The following is a 20,560-nucleotide window of genomic DNA, read 5'->3' on the forward strand; positions in this document are numbered from 1 at the left end:
GTGTAGGACAAACCCGTCAAAACAAAACTTTACGACGCGAAAGCAAAGAGAGGATGCGAATCCAGGCTTTCGGTCACAGTGCTTTTCCAGCTTGCCGGGAGTTTGGCTTGCGCCATCTCAGCTTCGGCTTTACTACGAAAAGCGGCAAACACACTCGCTCCAGATCCGGTCATTCGCGCAGGTGCAAGGTTCGAAAACCACTCCAGCACCTGAGCTACTTCCGCGTACTTCTCAACCACAACCGCCTGCATGTCATTTCGGCCGAAAGCGTCAGGCCAATCTGTGTCAGAACTATGTTGTGCAAGGAAGTCCGTTATTGTGAGGACTTTTGAGTCCCTTGTCAACGCTTTCTCTGAAAAAATCGCGGCAGTTGGGACATGCACCGCAGGACTCACCACCAGAAAGAAACGCTTTGGCAGATCGACTACTTGCAGCGCTTCGCCCACGCCTTCCGCAAAAGCATTGCGTCCGAAGATGAAAAACGGCACGTCCGCACCGAGTTTCAACGCCAGGTTTTGCAACGCTTGCCGCGGCAAGTTCACGCCCCATAAGCGATTCAATGCTAGCAGCGTGGTCGCGGCGTCAGAACTGCCACCGCCGAGACCCGCGCCCATAGGCAGTATTTTATCAATTTCTATGTTTACGCCAAGGGGGGTGCCGGTTGCCGACTGCAGCAGGCGCGCGGCGCGAACGACAAGATCGTCGGCTTCCCGCACGCCCGGGACGTCGGTCTTACGGGCAATCACGCCATCGTCACGGCGGGTGAAGTGCAGCAGGTCGCCCCAGTCAAGCAACTGGAATACTGTCTGGAGCGCGTGATAGCCATCCGGCCGACGCCCCGTTATGTGCAGGAAAAGATTGAGCTTCGCCGGCGCGAGGCAATTGCGCAGCGACGCGTCGGCCAGCGGACGCAATGAGCCCGGTTGTGTGGAAGACATGCTTGTAGGTGCAAAAACGTTACTGGTCGAGAACGAGCTTGATATCGAGCGGCGGCTCTTCGCGCGACAGGTTCACGCGTTTCACGCCGGTTGCGGGTGCGTCGGCGTAGGCCAGGTAGTCGACTGTCCAGCCGTCCTGCTTGATTTGCTTCAGGCGATCATTTTGCGACGATGAATCCATGGTCGTGCGCGCCCGGGACGTAGGCGCCGGCGACGGTTGCAGCCAGTAGCGCAAACCTTCCACCGGTAACGCGAAGCCCAGGGTATTGCGCATCAGGTCAGAAACGTTGTCCGCCGTTTGCGGTTCGCGATTCGGCAATTCCAGCGTGGCCGAAGAGGGCGAAGACGTCACGATAGCCATGGTCTGCCCAAGCGGATTGCGCAATTGCAGCGTGACGGTGTCACCTGTTTCCTGCCAGTCGAAGTTTCCGTACGCGTTGCGTTGTTGACCGTTCTGGTCGTCGTACTGGACCGCAAAACGGCCGTGATACGCGCGGCTGGTCTGCGCGGTGATCGCCGTTGCCGCATTCGATGTAGTCGGAACCCGCGGCTTGACCGCGCAACCGGAGAGAACCACGGCACCCGCCGCCATCAACGCCAGGGCGCCGCGTCGGGCGCGCTGGCCATTCAGGACATTCATTGCATTCAATTTCAAAGGTCGTTCACCTGGAATCGTTTGAGCGTTTTGACGAGCGTGTCGTTGCCCGGTTCAAGCTTTTGCGCCTGACGCCACGTGCTGCGCGCCTGGTCCTGCTGCCCCGATTTCCACTGCACTTCACCAAGATGGGCGCCGATTTCGGCGTTCGGCTGAAGATCGTAGGCTTTCTTCAGAATGCTCGCTGCTTCGGCGTCATTGCCCTGCCGGTACTTCGCCCAGCCCAGGCTGTCCATGATGAACGCATCGTTCGGCGCCAGCGACACGGCTTTTTCAATCAGCTTCACTGCTTCGTCGAGCCGCTGGTTGCGATCGACAAGCGAATAGCCGAGCGCGTTGTACGCCTGCGGATTGTCGGGCTGCGTCCTCATCAGCTTGCGAAGCTGCGTTTCCATGACGTCGTAATGGCCGTTTTTTTCCGCAGCCATTGCGTAGTCATAGGTGAGATCGGGGTCGTCGGGGAAAGCCGCCGTGGCCTTCGACAAAGCCGTCTCCGCCTCCGGATAACGCTGCGCCTGAAACAGCAGCGAGGCGTCGGTGCGCGCGAGCAAAGCGAGGTCGCGCGGGTCGGACGTCTGCAGGCCGCCGAGCAACTGACGCGCTTCGTCGACCTTGCCGTGGTTTGCAAGGATCTGCGCGCGCGTCACTTGCGCGGGCAAATACTGCTGGCTTGAACGGGTAATCTTGTCGAGCCACTGGTTCGCCGCGGCGTCGTCTTTTTGATCGAGCGCCAATTGCGCGAGATAGATGTACGCCTGACCCGGATCAGCGCCCGGCGTGCCTTCGGCCGCCTTGGCGTATTGGGTCAGGTAATCCTTCGCCTTGTCCGGCTGCTTCTTCTGGATGTTGATCAACGCGAGCGCCATCAACGGCGTCAGATCCTTCGCGTCGTTCTTGCGCATGATTTCGAACTGCTTCTGGGCGTCATCGAGCCGATCCGCCGATAAATACAGTTGCGCGAGCGCGAGCCGCGCATCATGCGATTTCGGATTCTTGTCGAGATAATTTTCGAACGAAGCGATTCCTTCGTTGCGTTCATTCGGACCCATGCGCGCGAGCGTCAACGCGGCGGGCAAGTAGTCGGGTTTGAGTTGCAGCGCCTTTTCAAGCGATGCCTTCGCGCCCGGCTGGTCGTCGGCGGCGATTTGCTGACGGGCAAGCGCCAGTTGCGTCTCCGGCCGGTCCATGTCGTTCTTGACCAGATCCTTCAACACGTTCAGCCCGCCTACGCGGTTCGGCCCGCGCGAGAGCAGGATCTGCAACGAGATGATCGCGTCGCCGCGTTGCTCGGCGGGAATCTTCGCGAGTTCGCTGGTGAGGATTGGCTCGGCGTCGTCGGGCTTGCCGGACAGGATCAGCAGCGACGCGCTCAACTGCGCCGCGCGCTCCGAATTCGGCGAAAACTGCTGCCAAAGCTGGACGGATGTCAGCGCGTCGTTGGGACTTTGTGCGGCGATTGCAATCTCGGTCGCGCGCTGCGCGAAACGCGGATCATGGGTGTCGCGGGCGAGCGCCAGATAGGTCTGGTACGCCGGCGCGGCCTGGTTACGCTGCAACGCGACTTCGGCCGCGAGCACCTGGAACACGATCTGGCTGGACGTTGCAATATTAGGCAGGTCCTGTGTTTCCTTGCCTGTGGGCGGCGCGGTGATCAGGTCGGCCGCGCTGATCGACGACTGGTCGTCATCCGGAGTGGGAAGTTGCGCGGGACTTTGCGCATGGGCAGGGGCAAGCGCGAACACGGTGACGGCGAGCGCAACGGCTGCCGCCAGCCTGTTCGGGGAGACCGGCTTACCGCGTGCCGCAATCGTTTCAGCCGCTGCTGCACGCTGCTTCGAAAACAACTTAACGAAGGACAAGTTCATGGAAATCCGATCAATGTTTCAGTCGATTGTAACGCGCTCGCTACAATACGCGCACATCCCACAGCAAGTTGCAGACCAGTAAAACATGCCAGAGTTGCCGGAAGTCGAAGTAACCCGACGCGGTATTGAACCGTTCGTGGCCGGACGCCGGGTCGAGCGTGTCGATATCCGCACACCCGCGCTTCGATGGCCCATTCCCGCGCACCTTTCAAAGACGATGAAGGCGCTGAAAATCGACAAGGTCGAACGGCGCGGCAAGTACCTGCTGTTCGAAACCTCTGACGGTTGGCTGATCGTGCATCTTGGCATGACGGGAACGCTGCGGGTTTTGCGCAATGTCCCGCGTCCGCCTGAAGCCGCGAAGCATGATCATATCGATTTGATCTTCGACGACTTCATTTTGCGCTTCCGGGACCCGCGACGCTTTGGCGCGGTGCTCTGGCATGCGCGCGACGACGGCGACGTTCTCGATCATCCGTTGCTTGCGGGGCTTGGCGTCGAGCCGTTCTCCGCCGGATTTTCCGGTTCCTTGATGTACCGCATGACGCGCGGGCGCAAGGTGTCCGTGAAACAGGCGCTGCTCGCGGGCACGATGGTCGTGGGCGTCGGCAATATCTATGCTTCCGAAAGCCTGTTTCGCGCGGGAATCCGCCCGACGGTCGCGGCCGGCCGCGTCTCGCTCGTGCGCTACGATCTCCTCGCCGGCGCCGTGCGCGCGACGCTTGCGGATGCCATCGAAAAAGGCGGCAGCACCTTGCGCGATTTCGTTGGCAGCAACGGTGAGTCGGGTTATTTCCAGCTCGATTATTTCGTCTATGATCGCGCCGGCTTGCCGTGCCACGTTTGCGGAGCGGCCATCAAACACATCGTGCAGGGCCAGCGATCCACGTACTTTTGCCCGCGCTGCCAGCGCTAGCCGACATGCTCCAGCTCACCGACTTCTCCGCGCGCCTGATCGCGTGGCAACGCGTTCACGGCCGCCACGACCTGCCGTGGCAAAACACGCGCGACGCATACCGGATCTGGCTGTCCGAAATCATGCTGCAGCAAACGCAGGTTTCGACGGTGATTCCGTATTACGCGCGTTTTCTCGAACGTTTCCCCGACGTCAACGCACTCGCCGCCGCGCCTGTCGACGACGTCATGGCGCTCTGGGCGGGGCTTGGCTACTACTCGCGGGCTCGAAATCTGCATCGATGCGCCGACGCCGTCGCGACCGAACATGGCGGCGAGTTTCCCCGCAGCGTCGATGAACTCGCTGAATTGCCCGGGATTGGCCGCTCGACGGCGGCGGCGATTGCGTCGTTTGCCTATGGCGCTCGCGCCACGATCCTCGATGGCAACGTGAAGCGCGTGCTTGCCCGCGTGTTCGGCGTGGAAGGATTCCCGGGCGAAAAGAAAGTCGAGAACGCGATGTGGACGCTCGCCGAATCGCTGCTGCCCGATGCGGCCCACAAGGACGAAGTCACGGCCTACACGCAGGGTTTGATGGATCTGGGCGCGACGCTTTGCGTGCGCGGCAAGCCGGATTGCGCGCGTTGCCCGTTCGCGCCGGATTGCGTGGCGAACGTGACGGGACGGCAAAAAGAGTTGCCGGCGGCGCGGCCGAAAAAGACGGTGCCGACGCGCAAGACCTGGATGCTGGTTTTGCAGGACGGCGATACGGTTCTTCTGGAAAAACGCCCGCCGAGCGGCATTTGGGGCGGTTTATGGAGCCTTCCCGAAGCCGCCGACGAAGACGCGCTGGCGGCGGTCGCGCATAGCCTTGGCGGCACGAACGAGCTTCAGCGCCTGAGCCCGTTCACGCACACGTTCACGCATTTCAAGCTGGATATCGAGCCGCGTCTCGGGCGCGCGGACGCTGCAACCGAACTCGCCGATAACCACACGGTCTGGGCGCCGCTATCGAATATCGATGCTTATGGCGTGCCCGCGCCGGTGCGCAAACTCCTCGACGCGCTGCAGGGATCGCTGATTTAAGGCGGTCTTAAAACAGCTTCAAAGCAACTGATGCTGCTGCATGTAGTGATGCACGACATCAATGCGCGCCGCCGCGTCTTCCAGTTCCATCAGCTTTTGCCGGGCGCGCATGGGAATGGGCAGAATCTCCGACAAACGGTTCGATACCCACGTTGGGTCATCGAGCAGGAATGGCTCGTTGAACGGCAGATCTTTCGGATCGCGCGCCTTGATCGCATCGATAATCCGCTCCAGGACCTCCGCGCACGCACCGAACTTCACCAGCGCCTCGGCGTCTTCCAGCGGTGCGTCGTCGCCAATCGTCTCCGCCACGCCGACCAGCAGATTGCTCGGTTCCACACGGTGCGAAAGCAGCCGGAAACGCGTCGTGCCGCGCGCCTGGATCAGCAGCATGCCGAACGTGTCCACGTCGCATTGCGTGATCTCGGCGAGACATCCAATGCTCTCCGGCACCGACGGATCCCCCGGCGACGCGATCTCGTTGCCGCTTTTCAGCAAGCAGACGCCAAACGGCGTGCCTTCGCGCAAGCACGCGCGCGCCATGTCGAGATAGCGCGCTTCGAAGATTTTCAAGGGGAGGCGGCCACCGGGAAACAGCACGGTGTGCAAAGGAAACAGCGGCAGGTCGGCGAGAAGGGGATTGGTGGACATCGCGCGCTTCTTTAAAAAGGCCGCCCGAGGGCGATCAGGTTTGCAAGGGCGCGACGTGGCCATCGAGGGCGATGGGTGCGTCGCGATGCCGCACAATCACATTGGCTTTCTCGCCAAAACGCGCGGCCAGCGTCTGGGCAATGAATACCGAGCGATGTTGTCCGCCCGTGCAGCCGATCGCCACCGTGAGGTAACTGCGGTTGTCTTCCCGGAACTGCGGCAACCATTTTGCAATGAATGTGCCGATGTCATCGATCATCTGGTGAACCATTGGCTGCGCCAGCAGGAAATCGATGACCGGCTGGTCCAGGCCCGTGAGCGGCCGCAGTTCGCGATCGTAATAGGGATTCGGGAGCGTTCGGACATCGAAGACAAAATCGGCGTCGAGCGGCACGCCGCGCTTGAATCCAAACGACTCGAACATCAGCGTGAGGCCAGCCGTTTCCTGCTCCACGAAGCTCTTGACCCAGGCGCGCAAGACGTTCGCGCGCAGATTGCTGGTGTCGATCTGATGGCCGAATTCCGCGAGTCCCGAGACCAGTTCGCGCTCGCGCTCGATCGCTTCGCCAAGCGAAGTGTGCAGCCCGACATCGGCGTCGTGCGTGGGCGAACCCGATAACGGATGACGGCGGCGCGTTTCGGAAAACCGCTGGATGAGCGATTGCGTGCTGGCGTTGAGGAACAGCACGCGAACATCGAACAATTGCGTGAGGCCGTTGATGATGGCCGGGACTTCATCGAGCGAACGGCTCGAACGCGCGTCGATAGCGACCGCCAGGCGTGCTTGTCCTTGTGAGTCGAGATACGCCGCGAGTTCGGGCAAAAAGCGCGGCGGCAAGTTGTCGACACAATAATAGCCGGCGTCTTCGAGCGCGTTCAGCGCGACGGACTTGCCAGAGCCGGAAATGCCGGTAATCAGGATGATGCGCATGAATGGAGGACTCGGTCAGTTGGACTCGTTCGCTTGAGCAAAAGGTTCGGGTCCCGACGGCGCCGGCGCGACCGGTTAGCGTGACCCGGTCAGATCAGCTTGCCGGGGAACTGGCTCTCCGGATCCTGCATGGCAAGGCGCTGACGATCCATGAAATCCCGCAGCGTATCGATACCCCGCAGTTGCAGAATCGTATTGCGCACTGCCGCCTCGACCAGCACGGCGAGGTTCCGGCCGGCCGCGACCTGAATGGTTACCTTGCTGATCGGCAAACCGAGCACATCGACAGCCTGGCTTTCCAGAGGCAAGCGCTGGAATTCGCCGTCCGGACGCCGCACGAGCTGAACGATCAGCTTGAGCTTCATTTTCCGCCGAACCGCCGTTTCACCAAAGATGGTTTTGATGTCCAGCAGGCCGAGACCGCGCACTTCGAGCAAATTCTGCAGCAGCGGCGGGCAGCGTCCCTCGACAAAATCGGGGCCGAGGCGCACGAAGTCTACGGCGTCGTCCGCGACAAGACCATGACCACGGCTGATCAGCTCCAGCCCAAGCTCGCTTTTGCCGAGGCCCGAGTCGCCGGTGAGCAGCACGCCCATGCCGAGGATATCGAGAAATACGCCGTGAAGCGTTGCGCGCGGCGCGAGTATCCGGGACATGTAAAGCCGCAGGCTGTCGATCACGGCCGCCGCGGACATGCGCGTGGTGAAAAGCGGAGTGGACGAACGCGTGCATCGCAAGACCAGTTCGGGCGGTGCGCCGACTTCACCCGCGACCACCAGGAAAGGCGGCTCGAGCGCGATCAGTTCCGCCATGTTGCGCGAGCGGTCTTCGTCGGACTGACGCTGGTAGTAGGTGATTTCGGCGTCGCCGAGTACCTGGATGCGATTGGGGTGAATCAGGTTCAAGTGGCCGACCAGATCGGCGCTCGATGTGGCATTGGCGACTGTCTCTGTCGAGAAACCGCGTTCCCAGCCTTCGTGACCCGTCAGCCAACTGAGTTTCAGCGCGGCGGCGTTGTCGTCGAAAATACTCTGGGCGTTGATGCTGGACGTATCCATGAGGCCGGAACTCCGTGAGGGGCCGCGAGCGCTGGGCAATCGAAGGGGCTGGGTTGGCCCGATCAATGCTCCGCTCAATAGGACTGATTGTGCGCTAGAAGGGCCGCCGGCGCGAGAGGGCTGCTCGCGCCATGTGCGTGGTTTCAAGCAGGTTTGACGGACTTACGGTTGCCATTGCGTGAGAAGCTGATGCAGCGCCTCACGGTTTTCTTCGGTGTTCAGGCGTTCGCGCGTGTCCCGATCGGACAATAACTGCGCGATCTCGGACAGGATTTCAAGGTGCTGTTGCGTGGCCTGCTCCGGGACAAGCAGAAAGATCAGCAGCGACACGGGCTGGCCATCCGGCGATTCGAAAGCGATGGGCTCGGCGAGACGCACGAACGCCGCAAGCGGATGCTTCAGGCCCTTGATACGCCCGTGGGGAATGGCGACACCTTCGCCCAGACCGGTCGAGCCGAGGCGCTCGCGCGCGAAGAGATTGTCGGTGACGGTGCTGCGGCCAATGCCGTTCTGGTTCTCGAAGATCAGGCCCGCTTGCTCGAATACGCGTTTCTTGCTGGTGACGGACAGTCCGAGGACGACATTTTCGAGGGGAAGAAATTTGGCTAAACGATTCATGTTGGCAGGCAGATGCGTGGCCTGAATTCTCCTCACGGTGGCGACTTCAGAAGCTCAAGTGCACTGAGCGCTCACGGTGATTTTGGTTAGGAATGCGCGGAAGACCGAGATCTGGCTTCACTCGCTCGTTTCATTCCGCTCGTTTCATTCCGATGTAAACAACCCCGGCATTATCCGGATCATTATAGAACAGCGTCCTGAGCGATGGTGCGGCGCGCAATACGGTCCGCGCGTTTGGTGCCAGGAACGCAACAGTCAGCAATCGAAGCTTCATCTGCAAACGCCCGGCAAAAGACAACCCGGATTGCCGGAGACAAAAAAGCCGCCTGCTGTCAGGCGGCTCCTCCCGGTTGCAGTCCGGCAATGCTTCGTCCGGACTCCGGCGCATCGGAAAAATCCGTTTTCCCGCTACGCCGGCCAACTTTTGATGCAAACCTCTAAACACGCCCGTCAAATTACGGCGCGGGCGCTTCGCTTTCTTGCGGTGCGTACTTCATTGTTGCATGCGCATGGCCCTGGATCTTGTCCTTATGGCGGATGACTTGCCGATCCAGCTTGTCGACCATCAGGTCGATCGCCGCGTACATATCAACGTCACAACTTTCGATGAAGATGTCCTTGCCTTTCAGGTGCAGGTTGATTTCAACCTTTTGCCGCTTGTCCTTTTCCCTATGATTGTCGACCGAGAGGACCACACTGCCGTCGATCACCTGATCGAAGTGCCGTAGCACTCTATCCAGTTTGGTGATCACATATTCTCGCAACGCAGGCGTCAATTCGAGATGGTGTCCACTGATCTGCAGATTCATAGTTGCTCTCCAAGCTAATGGCCGCCTGGTCGCTTTTCCGCTGCTGAAAACCGGTCGCTGCGCCCGCGGTTGGCCACTCCATGGAACGGCGGAACGGATCGGGAAACGCATTGGCCGGCTCGTTCACGTATTCGCGACGCGGCCGGTAAAGGCCCGCCGCAACATGCAGCGGGCTACAGAGACTTTCGCAGGTTCACTGCCGGAATTTTCAGGGCTTCGCGATATTTGGCCACCGTGCGGCGCGCCACCACGAATCCTTGTTCCGCCAGCAATTCGGCGATGCGGCTGTCTGAAAGAGGAGATTTTGAGTCTTCAGCTCCTATCAGTTGCTTGATGAGGGCCCGGATCGCCGTGGACGATGCCGCGCCACCCGTGTCGGTGGAAACATGTGATCCGAAGAAGTACTTGAATTCAAGCGTCCCGAATGGGGTGAGCATGTACTTACCGGTTGTCACACGTGAGACGGTGGATTCGTGTAAACCCAGCGTATCAGCAATCTCCCTCAAAACCAAGGGCCGCATTGCAATTTCACCATGTGCGAAAAAGTTCTTCTGACGTTCCACAATTGCTTGTGCAACGCGAAGAATCGTCTCGAATCTTTGTTGAATATTCTTGATCAGCCAGCGCGCTTCCTGCAGTTGCTGACGCAACGAGCCACTGCCCGGATCGCCGCGATTGTTGCGTAGAATATTTGCGTACAGGTGATTGATTCGAAGCCGGGGCACGATTTCCGGATTCAATTCTGCAGTCCATCCGCTCGACATCTTGCGCACCAGAATGTCCGGCACGACATAGTCCGCCTCGCTCTTGCCAAATGCCGCGCCCGGAAACGGTTCGAGCGAACGGATCAGCAAGTGCGCATCCCGCAGTGCGTCATCGGAGGCTTTGAGTTGCTTGCGAAGCCGGGTGAAGTCGCGAGCGGCGAGCAACTCCAGATGATGCATGACAATATCCAGCGCGAGCGTCCTGATGGGCGATGGCGCGAGCCGCAACAATTGCAGCTTCAGACATTCCGATGCCGAGCGCCCGCCGACGCCTGATGGATCGAAGCTCTGCAATAGCGCGAGCGCGGCGCTCAGCTCATCAAGATCGACCTCGAGTTCCTCTGGCAGATCGGCTTTGACCTCGTCAAGCGACGAAGTGAGATACCCGTCTTCGTCAAGGGATTCGATCAGAAAGGTAATCAGCGCACGATCGCGCTGATTCGCTTTCGTCATGCGCAACTGCGACATCAGGTGATCGCGCAGCGTGGTGGTGGATTCGTGGATTTGCAGCGGGGGCAGGTCGTCGTCATCTGAGCCGCTGTTCGAGCGGCCATAGTCTTCCAGATTCCACGAACTGGAATCCGGGCCGTTGTCCGACGAACTCATGCCGTTGTATTCATCGACACCTTGAGGGTCGCCATTTTCCGAGCGCTCAGTCGTGCTACTGCTCGACGACGTACCGTTGCTCATCATGGGCTCGGGCGCATTCACCGATGCCCCCGACGTGATCAGCGATCCGTCCGCCGCCACGCGCAGCGGACTGGTGGTCCAGTCGTCCTCGTTTTCGAGCAAGGGGTTCTGCGCGACAGCCATCGCGACTTCCTGCTGCAATTCGAGCGTCGACAACTGCAGCAGCCGGATGGACTGCTGCAGTTGTGGGGTCAGCGCAAGATGCTGCGATAGGCGAAGTTGGAGGCTGGCTTTCATGGCAAGGTTTTAATCATTGTAGAGAGTTTGCCACGGGCGCGAAACCTCGCGGGGATCGGCCAAAAACAAGCGTGCCGCCCGCGGGCGGCACGTAAGAATTGCTTGAGGACGCTTCAAGGCCACGCATTGCCGCCCACAGGGGCTTTGTGGCACCGCGAGGCGTCCGTTCACGCCGTCACATGCGGAAATGTTCGCCGAGATACACGCGCCGCACACTCTCGTTTTCGATGATCTCACTCGGCGCGCCGGCCGCGAGCACGCTGCCGTCGCTGATGATGTACGCGTGGTCGCAAATGCCGAGCGTCTCGCGCACGTTGTGGTCCGTGATCAGCACGCCGATGTTCCGCTGCTTCAGGAACTTCACGATCTTCTGGATTTCCAGCACCGCGATAGGATCGACGCCCGCGAAGGGCTCGTCGAGCAGGATGAAAGCGGGATTGGTCGCGAGCGCGCGGGCAATTTCGACTCGGCGGCGTTCACCGCCCGAGAGCGACAGCGCCGGATTTTCACGCAGATGCGCGATCTGGAGTTCGTCAAGCAATGCTTCCGCCCGGTCCGTGATCGCCTGCTTGGAGAGCGGTTTATCGTTCTCGCCGGTCTGCAATTCCAACACCGCGCGGATGTTCTGCTCGACCGTGAGCTTGCGGAACACCGATGCTTCCTGCGGCAGATAAGACAGCCCGAGGCGCGCGCGCTGGTGGATCGGCAACAAGCTGATTGACGTGCCGTCGAGTTCGATTTCGCCTGCGTCAAGCGGAACCAGGCCGACGATCATGTAGAACGAAGTCGTCTTGCCCGCGCCATTCGGTCCGAGCAGCCCGACCACTTCACCGCTTTTGACGTCGAGCGACACGTCTTTCACGACTGTGCGCGAGCCGTAGCGTTTTTTCAGATTGCGGACGGTGAGCGAACTGCTCGTTCCCTCCGGCTTTCGATGAGGCATGGCGGGCGAATTCACGGCTGCGGCGATCCTTGCATCGTGTTGGACGGGGTGAGCGTGGCCGGCGCGCCGGTCAGCGGCGCTGCACCGCCGTTGCGCGGCGCGAGCATGGCGCGCACGCGGCCCGTGGGGTTGCCGGGACCCGCGACGTCCTTGCCGGCTTTCGCCGTATAGAAGTCTTTCTGGCCGTCGTAGGTGATAACGCTGCCGTGCACTTCGTCCTGAATCTTGGTCAACCCCACGAGACGGCGCACCACTGCGCGCGTGGTGAGCGTGGTGAGGTCCTGTTTGCCGTCGTAGTCGATCCGCACGGCATTGCCTTCGATATATTCATCCAGGCCGTCGCGTTTCTGGCGGAAATACGAGAGATTGCTGCCCGTCGACGTGCCGGTTGCGTACTGATAACCCTGCGGGTCCTGCGTGACGTCCACGCGGTCGGCCTTGATGATGATCGTGCCTTTGGTCGCGACCACGTGACCCGTGAAAATGTTGACCTGCTTCAGGTCGTCATAGGTCATGTTGTCCGCTTCAATGTTCAGCGGCTTGTCGTTGTCGGCGCGTTCGGCGTGCGCTGCCGGGGCGAAACCCGCCAGCGGCAACGCCACGCAAGCTGCCGTAATCCCGAATTGCACGAAGCGTGCGGCGCGGTGCATAAATGCAGCGCGCGCTGCACGCAGACGGCCTGATTCGGGTCGGGGAAACGGTTTGTTCATGCAGTCACACTTGAATGGATTAAGCGCAATTCGTCGGAACTGCCGGGTTTATCTGGACGAGGTGCCGAGCGTGTCGGAGGCGGCAATCTGGCCGCGTACCGTCCCGAAGAGCTTCATTACCCGGGTCGCATTGTTGTAGTTCATGCCGTCGCCCGTCATCACGGACGGACCGCGCTGAAGTTTAACCGGCTTTTCTGTTTCGATGACATCGTCGTTCACGAGGATCCGGAAGTGCTCGGAATCCGCCGTCATCTGCGGATCGCCGAAACCCGCCACGCGCAGCAAATGGGCGTTTTCGTATAAATCGACAATCGATACATCGCCGTTCACCGTCCCGCGCTCCGAAGTCGCGGTGACAGTGGGCTTCAGCGGCTGGAACATGCGCATCGCCGGCTTGACCAGGTCGCTGTTTTCGTCGTCCTCGTAATGCACCATCGAGATCGCCGTCAGCCGGTATTGCGTCGTACCGGTGGTGTCGAGTTCGGAGACCGAAAAGTTGTTGGCGAAGTAGTCGGGCGCGTGTTCTTTCGGGCGTTCCGGCGTTTGCGGCGGCGGCAGCGTGGCCTGCAGCAACCAGTACGTGATGCCGGCAAGGGCCGCCATGGCGACGAGCGGTAACAGCGAGGTCAGTTTGGTCGGGCGCGCCATGGGATTCAGGCTCCAATGGCCGCTGCAAGCAGGCCGTCATAGCGGTCCTGCGCACGCAGGATCGCGTCGCACACTTCGCGCACCGCGCCTTCACCGCCACGTTTCGATGCCGCGAAATGCGCGCGTTGCAGCACTTCTTCGTGCGCGTTCGCCGGCGCGGCGGAAAAACCGCACAGGCGCATGACCGCGAGATCCGGCCAGTCGTCGCCCATGTAGCCGCATTCGCTCGCTGCAATGCCGGTGCCTTGCAGCAGTTCGGCCAGCGCGACGGTTTTATCGGCGACGCCCTGGTGGATGTGCGTGATGCCCAGTTCGCCCGCGCGCGCCGCGACGATGCCCGAGTTGCGGCCCGTGATGATGGCCGTTTGCACGCCCACCGATTGCAGCATCTTCACGCCGTGGCCGTCGAGTGAATTGAAGGACTTCATGGCGTCGCCGGCGGCCGTGAAGAACAGGCTGCCGTCGGTGAAAACGCCGTCGATGTCGAAAATCATCAGCTTCACGCGGCTTGCGCGACTGCGCACGTCTTCCGTTGCGGCAACATCGGGCGTGAAGGAAAGAGTCGACATCAGATTACCTTCTTGGAAAAGAGGTCGTGCATGTTCAAAGCGCCAATCAGGATTGCGTTTTCATCCACGACGAGCATCTGATTGATGCGATAGCGCTCCATCAGTTCCACCGCTTCCACCGCGAGATGGTCAGGACCGATGGTTTGCGGATGGCGCGTCATGACGTCCGCCAGCGGCAGCGCGCGGAAATCGCCGTCGCGCTGGAGGATGCGGCGCAGGTCGCCGTCGGTGAAAATGCCTTCCACGTGATTGTTTTCGTTGACCACGGCCGTCATGCCCATGCGCTTCGCGGTGATCTGGAAGAGGGCGTCGGACACGGTGGCGTCGAGGGATACGACCGGCACTTCGGGTCCCACGCGCATCACGTCGCGAACGTAGGTCAGCAGGCGGCGACCGAGCGCGCCGCCCGGATGCGAGCGCGCGAAGTCGTCCGGACCGAAGCCGCGGGCGTCGAGCACGGCGACCGCGAGCGCGTCGCTCAGCGCCAGAACCGCGGTCGTGCTGGCCGTGGGCGACAGGTTCATCGGACAGGCTTCCTTGTCGACGTGCGCGTTCAAATGCACGTCGGCGAGTTTCGCGAGGCTGGATTCGGGGCTTCCCGTGATGGCGATCAGCTTGGCGCCGAGGCGCTTGATGATCGGCAGGATGGCGACGAGTTCAGAAGTTTCGCCAGAATTCGATAACGCGATAAACACGTCGTCAGCGGTTACCATGCCAAGATCGCCGTGGCTGGCTTCCGCTGGATGAACGAAGAAACCGGGCGTGCCGGTGCTCGCGAGCGTAGCCGCGAATTTGCGGGCGATATGCCCGGACTTTCCGATGCCCGATACCACCACGCGGCCTTTGCATCCGAGCAGGAATTCCACGGCGCCGGTGAAGTTGTCATCGAGTTGAGCAGACAGGCCTCGCACAGCGTCGGCTTCAATTTCGAGCACGGTGCGAGCCAGCGCGAGTGCCCGGTCGCCATTGATTTTCGCTATCATGCGCGGAGTATATCAAAGGCACCTTTATGCCGCGCCGGACGGGCGCCGCAGGGCTTTTGGCCAGCGGCGCTACCGCGCTCATCCGCCCATGCAGGTCGTGCTTCAGCCGCGCTGATTCGAGCGCGCGGGGAGGCCGATCTGCAATCCAACGACCAACGAGGATGCTAGACGGATGACTTCTCCGCTTGAAATGACGTTGCTGTTACTGCTGTGTTCAGTGGGCGGCGTCGTCGTGTTCCGGTTTTTCAACCTGCCGCCCATGCTGGGGTATCTGGCGGTCGGGATCATTGTCGGGCCGCATGCCGCGGGCATTGCCCCGGATAGCGAGCGCGCGCAGCATCTCGCCGAATTCGGCGTTGTATTCCTGATGTTTTCCATCGGGCTTGAGTTCTCGCTTTCGAAGTTGAGGTCGATGCGAAGGATTGTGTTCGGACTTGGCGCGAGCCAGGTCGGCGGGACGATCCTGCTCGCGCTGCTGTTTGGATGGATCGCGAATTTCTGGACCGGCATGTCGTGGGAAGCGAGCATCGCGCTTGGCGGCGCGTTGTCCATGTCGTCCACCGCGATTGTTTCGAAAATGCTCGCCGAACGGCTCGAACTCGAATCCGAGCATGGCCGCAATATCTTCGGTGTGCTGCTGTTCCAGGATCTGGCCGTGGTGCCGCTCCTGATCATCATTGCGGCCTTTGGCAACGGGAATTCGAAGGAGCTGGCGTTCTGGCTCGCCATTGCCGCCGTGAAGATCGTGGTTGCGCTGACGGTGTTGTTGTTCATCGGCCAGAAGTTCATGACGCGATGGTTCAACATTGTGGCGCGCCGGCGTTCGCAAGAACTCTTCATGCTGAACCTGTTGCTGGTGACGCTGGGCGCCGCGTTCATCACCGATAAATTCGGCCTGTCGCTCGCGCTCGGCGCTTTCATTGCGGGGATGCTGATTGCGGAGACGCCTTACCGGCATCAGGTGGAAGAGGACATCAAGCCGTTTCGCGACGTGCTGCTCGGCCTCTTCTTCGTGACGACCGGCATGCTGCTCAATCCGCGCGTGATCTGGGAACATCCGTTTCTCGTGGCCACGTTTTTCGTTGTGCCTATTTTGCTCAAGGCCGTGATGATCACCGGACTGGCGCGGCTTTTCGGTTCGCCGCCGGGTGTCGCCATGCGCACCGGCCTGAACCTCGCGCAAGCCGGCGAGTTCGGTTTCGTGCTGCTGAACCTGATCCTCGACAAACATCTTGTCGAGCCTGTTCTGCTGCAGGCCATTCTTTCTTCGATGCTGCTTTCCATGCTCGCCGCGCCGTTCATCATCCAGAACGCCGACAGGATTGTGCTGCGGCTTTCATCGACGGAATGGTTGCGGCAATCGTTGCAAATGACGCGCATTGCCACGCAAAGCCTGAAGCAGAGTGGCCACGTGATCATTTGCGGCTACGGCCGCGCGGGGCAGAACCTGGCGCGCATGCTTGAGCACGAAGGCTTATCTTACGTTGCGCTCGACCTGGATCCCGATCGCGTGACGGCGGCCGCCGCGGCGGGTGAAAGCGTGGTGTACGGCGACGCCGGGCGGCGCGAGGCGCTGGTCGCGGCCGGTTTGCATCGGGCGGCGACGGTCGCCATCACGTTTGCGAATACGCCGTCCGCGTTGCGTGTGTTGCACAGCATTCACGAACTGGAGCCCACGTTGCCGACCATTGTGCGTACCGTCGACGACGCCGACCTTGAGAAGCTGATTGCATCGGGCGCGACGGAAGTGATTCCGGAGATCGTGGAAGGCAGCTTGATGCTGGCTTCGCATACGCTCGTGCTGATGGGTGTGCCGATGCGTCGCGTGGTGCGTCGTGTGGAAGAGATGCGGGACGAGCGTTACAGCTTGCTGCGCGGCTATTTTCACGGCGCGGATGATACCGATGACGAGGAACGCCGGGAGCAGGTGCGGCTACAATCGGTTCCCGTCGACGAAAACGCCGACGCCGTCGGCCGTACGCTTGACGAACTTGGGCTGGTTGATGATGGCGTCGAGGTGACGGCGATTCGGCGGCATGGGATTCGTGGCGTGGAGCCTGATCCTGACACCAAGTTGCGCGCGAGCGATATTGTCGTGCTGCGCGGTTTGCCTGAAGCGCTGCAGCGGGCTGAAGAGCGGTTGTCGCGCAATCGCCGTGCGGGCGCGGCAGCCTGACGTTTTTCCGGAGAGAACATGTCCTCAATCGCAGCGCCGGCGGCGCCCGCCTTGTCCAATCCCGCGAGTTTCATCCGCGAGCGAATCCGCACCGTTCCCGACTGGCCGCAACCCGGCGTGCAATTCCGCGATATCACGCCTGTGTTGCAGGACCGGCGTGCGTTGCGCACGTTGATTGATCTGCTGGTGCAGCGCTATATAGATGCGCGCATTGACACGATAGCGGGACTTGATGCGCGTGGTTTTATTATCGGGCCGATTCTCGCTTATGAATTGAGTCTGGGTTTCGTGCCGATCCGTAAGAAGGGGAAGTTGCCGTACAAGACCTTGTCGCAGTCGTACGAGCTTGAGTACGGCAGCGCGACTGTCGAGATCCATGAAGACGCGTGCAAGCCTGGCGAGCGCGTGGTGATTGTGGATGACTTGATTGCGACCGGCGGCACGATGATGGCCGGCAAGATCTTGCTGGAGCGGTTGGGCGCGGTGGTGGTGGAGGGTGCGGCGATAGTTGATTTGCCGGCGCTGGGCGGATCGAAATTGCTGCGCGAATCCGGGTTGCCATTATTCACGGTTTGCGAATTCGACGGTCATTGATGGGAGCGTCTTCAAACTATGCCAAATTTCCTTTTGTTTCTTGCGGCGTCCATAGCAATAACGGCTGCGCCGGGGCCCGATAACCTGCAAGTGTTGGCGCGGGGAATATCCCAGGGACGTGCGGCGGGACTGGTCGCGGCATTAGGTTTTGCGGCGGGCATTTCGTTTCACACGACGCTGGCCGCACTGGGTGTGGCGGCGTTATTGAAGTCATCGCCGATTGCTTTTGAGATTGTGAAGTTGGCGGGTGCGGCCTATTTGATCTGGATTGGAATCAAGGCGATTCGGAGCAAGGGGTTATCGAGTGCGCATGAGCGGCCGAGCCAGCCGTTGACGGTGGTATTTCGTCAGAGCGTGATTGGCAATCTGTTGAATCCGAAGGTGACGTTATTTTTCATCGTATTCCTGCCGCAGTTCGTAAATCCGCATGGAGTGCAAAGTGTGATGTTGCAGATGTTCGAATTGGGCGGAGTATTCATGCTCCAGACGGTCGTGGTGTTCTCGGCGTTTGGCGTGGCGGCGGGAATGATTGGAGCATATTTGAAGCGCCGCCCGAAGGTAGGCATATGGTTGGACAGGTTAGCGGGCGCGACTTTCATAGGATTAGGAATCCGCGTAGCGATAAAAGATTAAAGAAAACGCGCAGAAGCACAAGAGCTTGCCCGAGAGCGCTGATGGCGAAGCGTGTGGATGTAGGGGTTCGGAGGGGGAGGGTTTCAGGTGTTGGTGGTTATGGCGGCAACCGTTCTTTTGAGGTCCCAAGCAGATAAAACTGCACGCTCGGGACACTTAAGAATTAGCGGTTGAAAGGCGTTTTCTTTGCTTCGTTTCTTTTTCGCCGTTGGAAAAAGAAATGAAGTCCCGCCACGGACAGTGGCCAAAAGTGCTAAAGAAATGAGTCAAAACGAAACACGCGAAAGCCTGAGCAGCAGAAGAACCTACGCAAGACCACGCTGTACAATCCCCGCCTTTTAATCAGCCGGAGCCTAACAAAAAAATGCTTCTTCCAGCGATCAAAGCAGCGCGCAACTTCGATGCATCGGCGCATTTGCCGTTTTACATCGCTGGGGAGCGAATCGGCTGGATCCGCCGCACGGACGTGTCTGCATTAAACCCATGGCCAGATGTATTCGAGATCAAAGAAACGTCGATCCATCTATCCGAAAACTTCAACACATTAGAAGCCCGAAGCGCCGCGTTAGGCGCGGTAATTGGCATGCTCGCCGCTGACGGCCGCATCCCGGGCTGGCGCAACGAAACCTACGCGATCCGCAATACTTTCGACGCAGAACCCTTGGCATTCATAGAACGTGCGGCCTCGCGCTTCTTCGGCACAATGACATACGCGGTGCATCTAAACGGTATCGTGGAAGAACGGGGCCACGCGCCAAACCTCTGGATAGCGCGCCGCAGCGAGACCAAAGCGACCGACCCTGGCATGCTCGACAACGTGGTGGCGGGTGGTATTGGCTGGGGAATGGGGATTGAAGAAACGTTGATAAAAGAGTGCTGGGAAGAAGCCGGCATGTCGGCGGACCTGGCTGCAAAAGCAATACCCGGACGTGTATTCCATGTGCTGCAATCGCTACCCGAAGGCACTCAGGCCGAACAAATCCACGTCTTCGACCTGACCCTGCCGGCGGACTTCGCGCCGCACAACCAGGACGGCGAGGTCGGCGAACACAGCCTTGCGCGGATAGACGAAGTTGCGCGATGGATAGAAGAGGGCGCGCTTACTGTCGACGCCAGTCTCGCCACGCTCGATTGCCTGCTGCGCCGCCAATGGATAGACGAAGAAGCGTGCGAAGGCATGCAGGCGGTTTTTTCGCCGCCCGTGCTGAAATATTTCAAAGGAGTATCGGTTCATGTCGACCGAACATAGTTTTATCTTGAAGTTGTCGTGTCCGGATCGTCCGGGGATCGTGCATGCGGTGTCCGGATTCCTGTTCGACCTTGGCAGCAACATCCTGGACTCGGCGCAATTCGGCGACAGCCACACCGGCGAGTTCTTCATGCGCGTGCACTTTCAGCAAGTCGGCGGCGACCCGGGGCTTGAAGCATTGCGTACGTCGTTCAGTCCGCTTGCCGATCAGTTCGGCATGAAATGGGAACTGCACGATGCATCGGTCAAACCGCGCGTCATGATCATGGTGTCGAAGATCGGGCATTGCCTGAACGATTTGCTGTTCCGGTATCGCACGGGACAACTCGCGATCGAAATTCCGGCGATTGTTTCGAATCATCGGGAGTTCTATCAACTCGCCGCAAGCTATGACGTCCCGTTTCATCATTTGCCGTTGATAGCGTCGACGCCCGAAGCCAAGGCTTCGCAGGAAGCGCGCGTGCTGGAAATCGTGGAACAGAACAAGATCGATCTGGTCGTGCTCGCCCGCTATATGCAGATACTTTCGCCGGAATTGTGCACCGCGCTCAATGGCCGGGCGATCAATATCCATCATTCGTTCCTGCCGAGTTTCAAGGGCGCGAAGCCTTATTACCAGGCGTTCGATCGCGGCGTGAAGTTGATCGGCGCGACTGCGCATTACGTGACAACGGATCTGGATGAAGGCCCGATTATCGAACAGGAAGTGGAGCGTGTGGACCACAGCATGGCGCCGGATCAGTTGACGGCGATCGGCCGTGACGTGGAATGCGTGACGCTCGCGCGCGCGGTGCGCTGGCACGTCGAGCACAGGATCGTGCTGAACGGCAGCAAGACGGTGGTGTTCAAGTAAATCGAA

The 20,560-nt window shown here is 60.2% G+C and carries 21 protein-coding genes; 7 read left to right on the forward strand and 14 right to left on the reverse strand.

From position 1 onward, the window contains the following. Positions 1-29: 29 nt before the first annotated feature. The 3 genes from ispE to ACRWA7_RS17985 are packed head-to-tail and all read right to left on the reverse strand — an operon-like array spanning position 30 to position 3,458. A complete protein-coding gene (gene ispE / locus ACRWA7_RS17975) occupies positions 30-905 on the reverse strand; it encodes a 4-(cytidine 5'-diphospho)-2-C-methyl-D-erythritol kinase (protein WP_438396686.1) in 876 nt (291 codons plus the stop codon). Between the two features lie 52 nt (positions 906-957). Further along, positions 958-1,578: a lipoprotein insertase outer membrane protein LolB gene (lolB, locus tag ACRWA7_RS17980; RefSeq protein WP_438395271.1), complete on the reverse strand. Its 621-nt coding sequence runs from the start codon at positions 1,576-1,578 to the stop codon at positions 958-960. Positions 1,579-1,589: 11 nt separating this feature from the next. Then, complete coding sequence (locus tag ACRWA7_RS17985) at positions 1,590-3,458, reverse strand: tetratricopeptide repeat protein (RefSeq protein WP_438395272.1); 1,869 nt, start codon at positions 3,456-3,458, stop codon at positions 1,590-1,592. 85 nt (positions 3,459-3,543) lie between these two features. Between ACRWA7_RS17985 and mutM the strand changes: the two genes are divergently transcribed. After that, positions 3,544-4,374 (forward strand): bifunctional DNA-formamidopyrimidine glycosylase/DNA-(apurinic or apyrimidinic site) lyase, encoded by an 831-nt coding sequence (gene mutM, locus ACRWA7_RS17990; protein WP_438395274.1) that lies wholly within the window; start codon positions 3,544-3,546, stop codon positions 4,372-4,374. Positions 4,375-4,379: 5 nt separating this feature from the next. Next, positions 4,380-5,438: an A/G-specific adenine glycosylase gene (gene mutY / locus ACRWA7_RS17995; RefSeq protein WP_438395276.1), complete on the forward strand. Its 1,059-nt coding sequence runs from the start codon at positions 4,380-4,382 to the stop codon at positions 5,436-5,438. Positions 5,439-5,456: 18 nt separating this feature from the next. On the opposite strand, the gene ACRWA7_RS18000 is transcribed toward mutY, so the two are convergent. From ACRWA7_RS18000 to kdsD, 11 genes are all read right to left on the reverse strand, one after another. Continuing rightward, positions 5,457-6,089: an LON peptidase substrate-binding domain-containing protein gene (locus ACRWA7_RS18000; RefSeq protein ID WP_438395278.1), complete on the reverse strand. Its 633-nt coding sequence runs from the start codon at positions 6,087-6,089 to the stop codon at positions 5,457-5,459. A 34-nt stretch (positions 6,090-6,123) separates the two neighbouring features. Then, on the reverse strand, positions 6,124-7,020 hold the full coding sequence (rapZ, locus tag ACRWA7_RS18005) for an RNase adapter RapZ (RefSeq protein WP_438395280.1): 897 nt from the start codon (positions 7,018-7,020) through the stop codon (positions 6,124-6,126). 89 nt (positions 7,021-7,109) lie between these two features. Beyond that, a complete protein-coding gene (gene hprK, locus ACRWA7_RS18010; RefSeq protein ID WP_031357600.1) occupies positions 7,110-8,078 on the reverse strand; it encodes an HPr(Ser) kinase/phosphatase in 969 nt (322 codons plus the stop codon). Between the two features lie 162 nt (positions 8,079-8,240). Next, positions 8,241-8,696, reverse strand: a complete 456-nt coding sequence (gene ptsN, locus ACRWA7_RS18015; RefSeq protein WP_056357931.1) for a PTS IIA-like nitrogen regulatory protein PtsN — start codon at positions 8,694-8,696, stop codon at positions 8,241-8,243. Positions 8,697-9,151: 455 nt separating this feature from the next. Beyond that, positions 9,152-9,505: a ribosome hibernation-promoting factor, HPF/YfiA family gene (gene hpf / locus ACRWA7_RS18020; protein ID WP_060817284.1), complete on the reverse strand. Its 354-nt coding sequence runs from the start codon at positions 9,503-9,505 to the stop codon at positions 9,152-9,154. 173 nt (positions 9,506-9,678) lie between these two features. After that, on the reverse strand, positions 9,679-11,196 hold the full coding sequence (locus tag ACRWA7_RS18025) for an RNA polymerase factor sigma-54 (RefSeq protein ID WP_438395281.1): 1,518 nt from the start codon (positions 11,194-11,196) through the stop codon (positions 9,679-9,681). Between the two features lie 175 nt (positions 11,197-11,371). Further along, positions 11,372-12,139: an LPS export ABC transporter ATP-binding protein gene (gene lptB / locus ACRWA7_RS18030; protein ID WP_200945735.1), complete on the reverse strand. Its 768-nt coding sequence runs from the start codon at positions 12,137-12,139 to the stop codon at positions 11,372-11,374. A gap of 11 nt (positions 12,140-12,150) precedes the next feature. Beyond that, a complete protein-coding gene (gene lptA, locus ACRWA7_RS18035; protein ID WP_060817282.1) occupies positions 12,151-12,849 on the reverse strand; it encodes a lipopolysaccharide transport periplasmic protein LptA in 699 nt (232 codons plus the stop codon). Between the two features lie 48 nt (positions 12,850-12,897). After that, positions 12,898-13,497, reverse strand: coding sequence for an LPS export ABC transporter periplasmic protein LptC (gene lptC / locus ACRWA7_RS18040; protein ID WP_438395282.1), 600 nt, complete (start codon positions 13,495-13,497; stop codon positions 12,898-12,900). 5 nt (positions 13,498-13,502) lie between these two features. Further along, positions 13,503-14,066 carry a KdsC family phosphatase gene (locus ACRWA7_RS18045; protein WP_438395284.1) on the reverse strand — a complete coding sequence of 188 codons (564 nt, stop codon included), beginning with the start codon at positions 14,064-14,066 and terminating at the stop codon, positions 13,503-13,505. Further along, on the reverse strand, positions 14,066-15,049 hold the full coding sequence (kdsD, locus tag ACRWA7_RS18050) for an arabinose 5-phosphate isomerase KdsD (RefSeq protein WP_060817279.1): 984 nt from the start codon (positions 15,047-15,049) through the stop codon (positions 14,066-14,068). The genes ACRWA7_RS18045 and kdsD overlap by 1 nt, the downstream gene beginning before the upstream one ends. A 172-nt stretch (positions 15,050-15,221) precedes the next feature. On the opposite strand from kdsD, the gene ACRWA7_RS18055 reads away from it, so the two are divergent. The 5 genes from ACRWA7_RS18055 to purU all read left to right on the forward strand — a co-directional run bounded on the left by ACRWA7_RS18055 (position 15,222) and on the right by purU (position 20,554). Next, entirely contained in the window at positions 15,222-17,225 is a 2,004-nt protein-coding gene (locus ACRWA7_RS18055; RefSeq protein ID WP_060817278.1) for a monovalent cation:proton antiporter family protein, read from the forward strand. Positions 17,226-17,243: 18 nt separating this feature from the next. After that, a complete protein-coding gene (locus ACRWA7_RS18060; RefSeq protein WP_438395286.1) occupies positions 17,244-17,819 on the forward strand; it encodes an adenine phosphoribosyltransferase in 576 nt (191 codons plus the stop codon). 18 nt (positions 17,820-17,837) lie between these two features. Further along, positions 17,838-18,452 carry a LysE family translocator gene (locus ACRWA7_RS18065; RefSeq protein ID WP_438395288.1) on the forward strand — a complete coding sequence of 205 codons (615 nt, stop codon included), beginning with the start codon at positions 17,838-17,840 and terminating at the stop codon, positions 18,450-18,452. A gap of 364 nt (positions 18,453-18,816) precedes the next feature. Continuing rightward, positions 18,817-19,701 carry a DUF4743 domain-containing protein gene (locus tag ACRWA7_RS18070; RefSeq protein WP_438395290.1) on the forward strand — a complete coding sequence of 295 codons (885 nt, stop codon included), beginning with the start codon at positions 18,817-18,819 and terminating at the stop codon, positions 19,699-19,701. Next, positions 19,685-20,554, forward strand: coding sequence for a formyltetrahydrofolate deformylase (gene purU / locus ACRWA7_RS18075; protein WP_438395292.1), 870 nt, complete (start codon positions 19,685-19,687; stop codon positions 20,552-20,554). Before ACRWA7_RS18070 ends, purU begins: the two co-directional genes overlap by 17 nt. The last annotated feature ends 6 nt before the right edge of the window (positions 20,555-20,560 follow it).

The organism is Caballeronia sp. DA-9 (genome assembly GCF_051615025.1).
GTDB classification, from domain to species: Bacteria; Pseudomonadota; Gammaproteobacteria; order Burkholderiales; family Burkholderiaceae; genus Caballeronia; species Caballeronia sordidicola.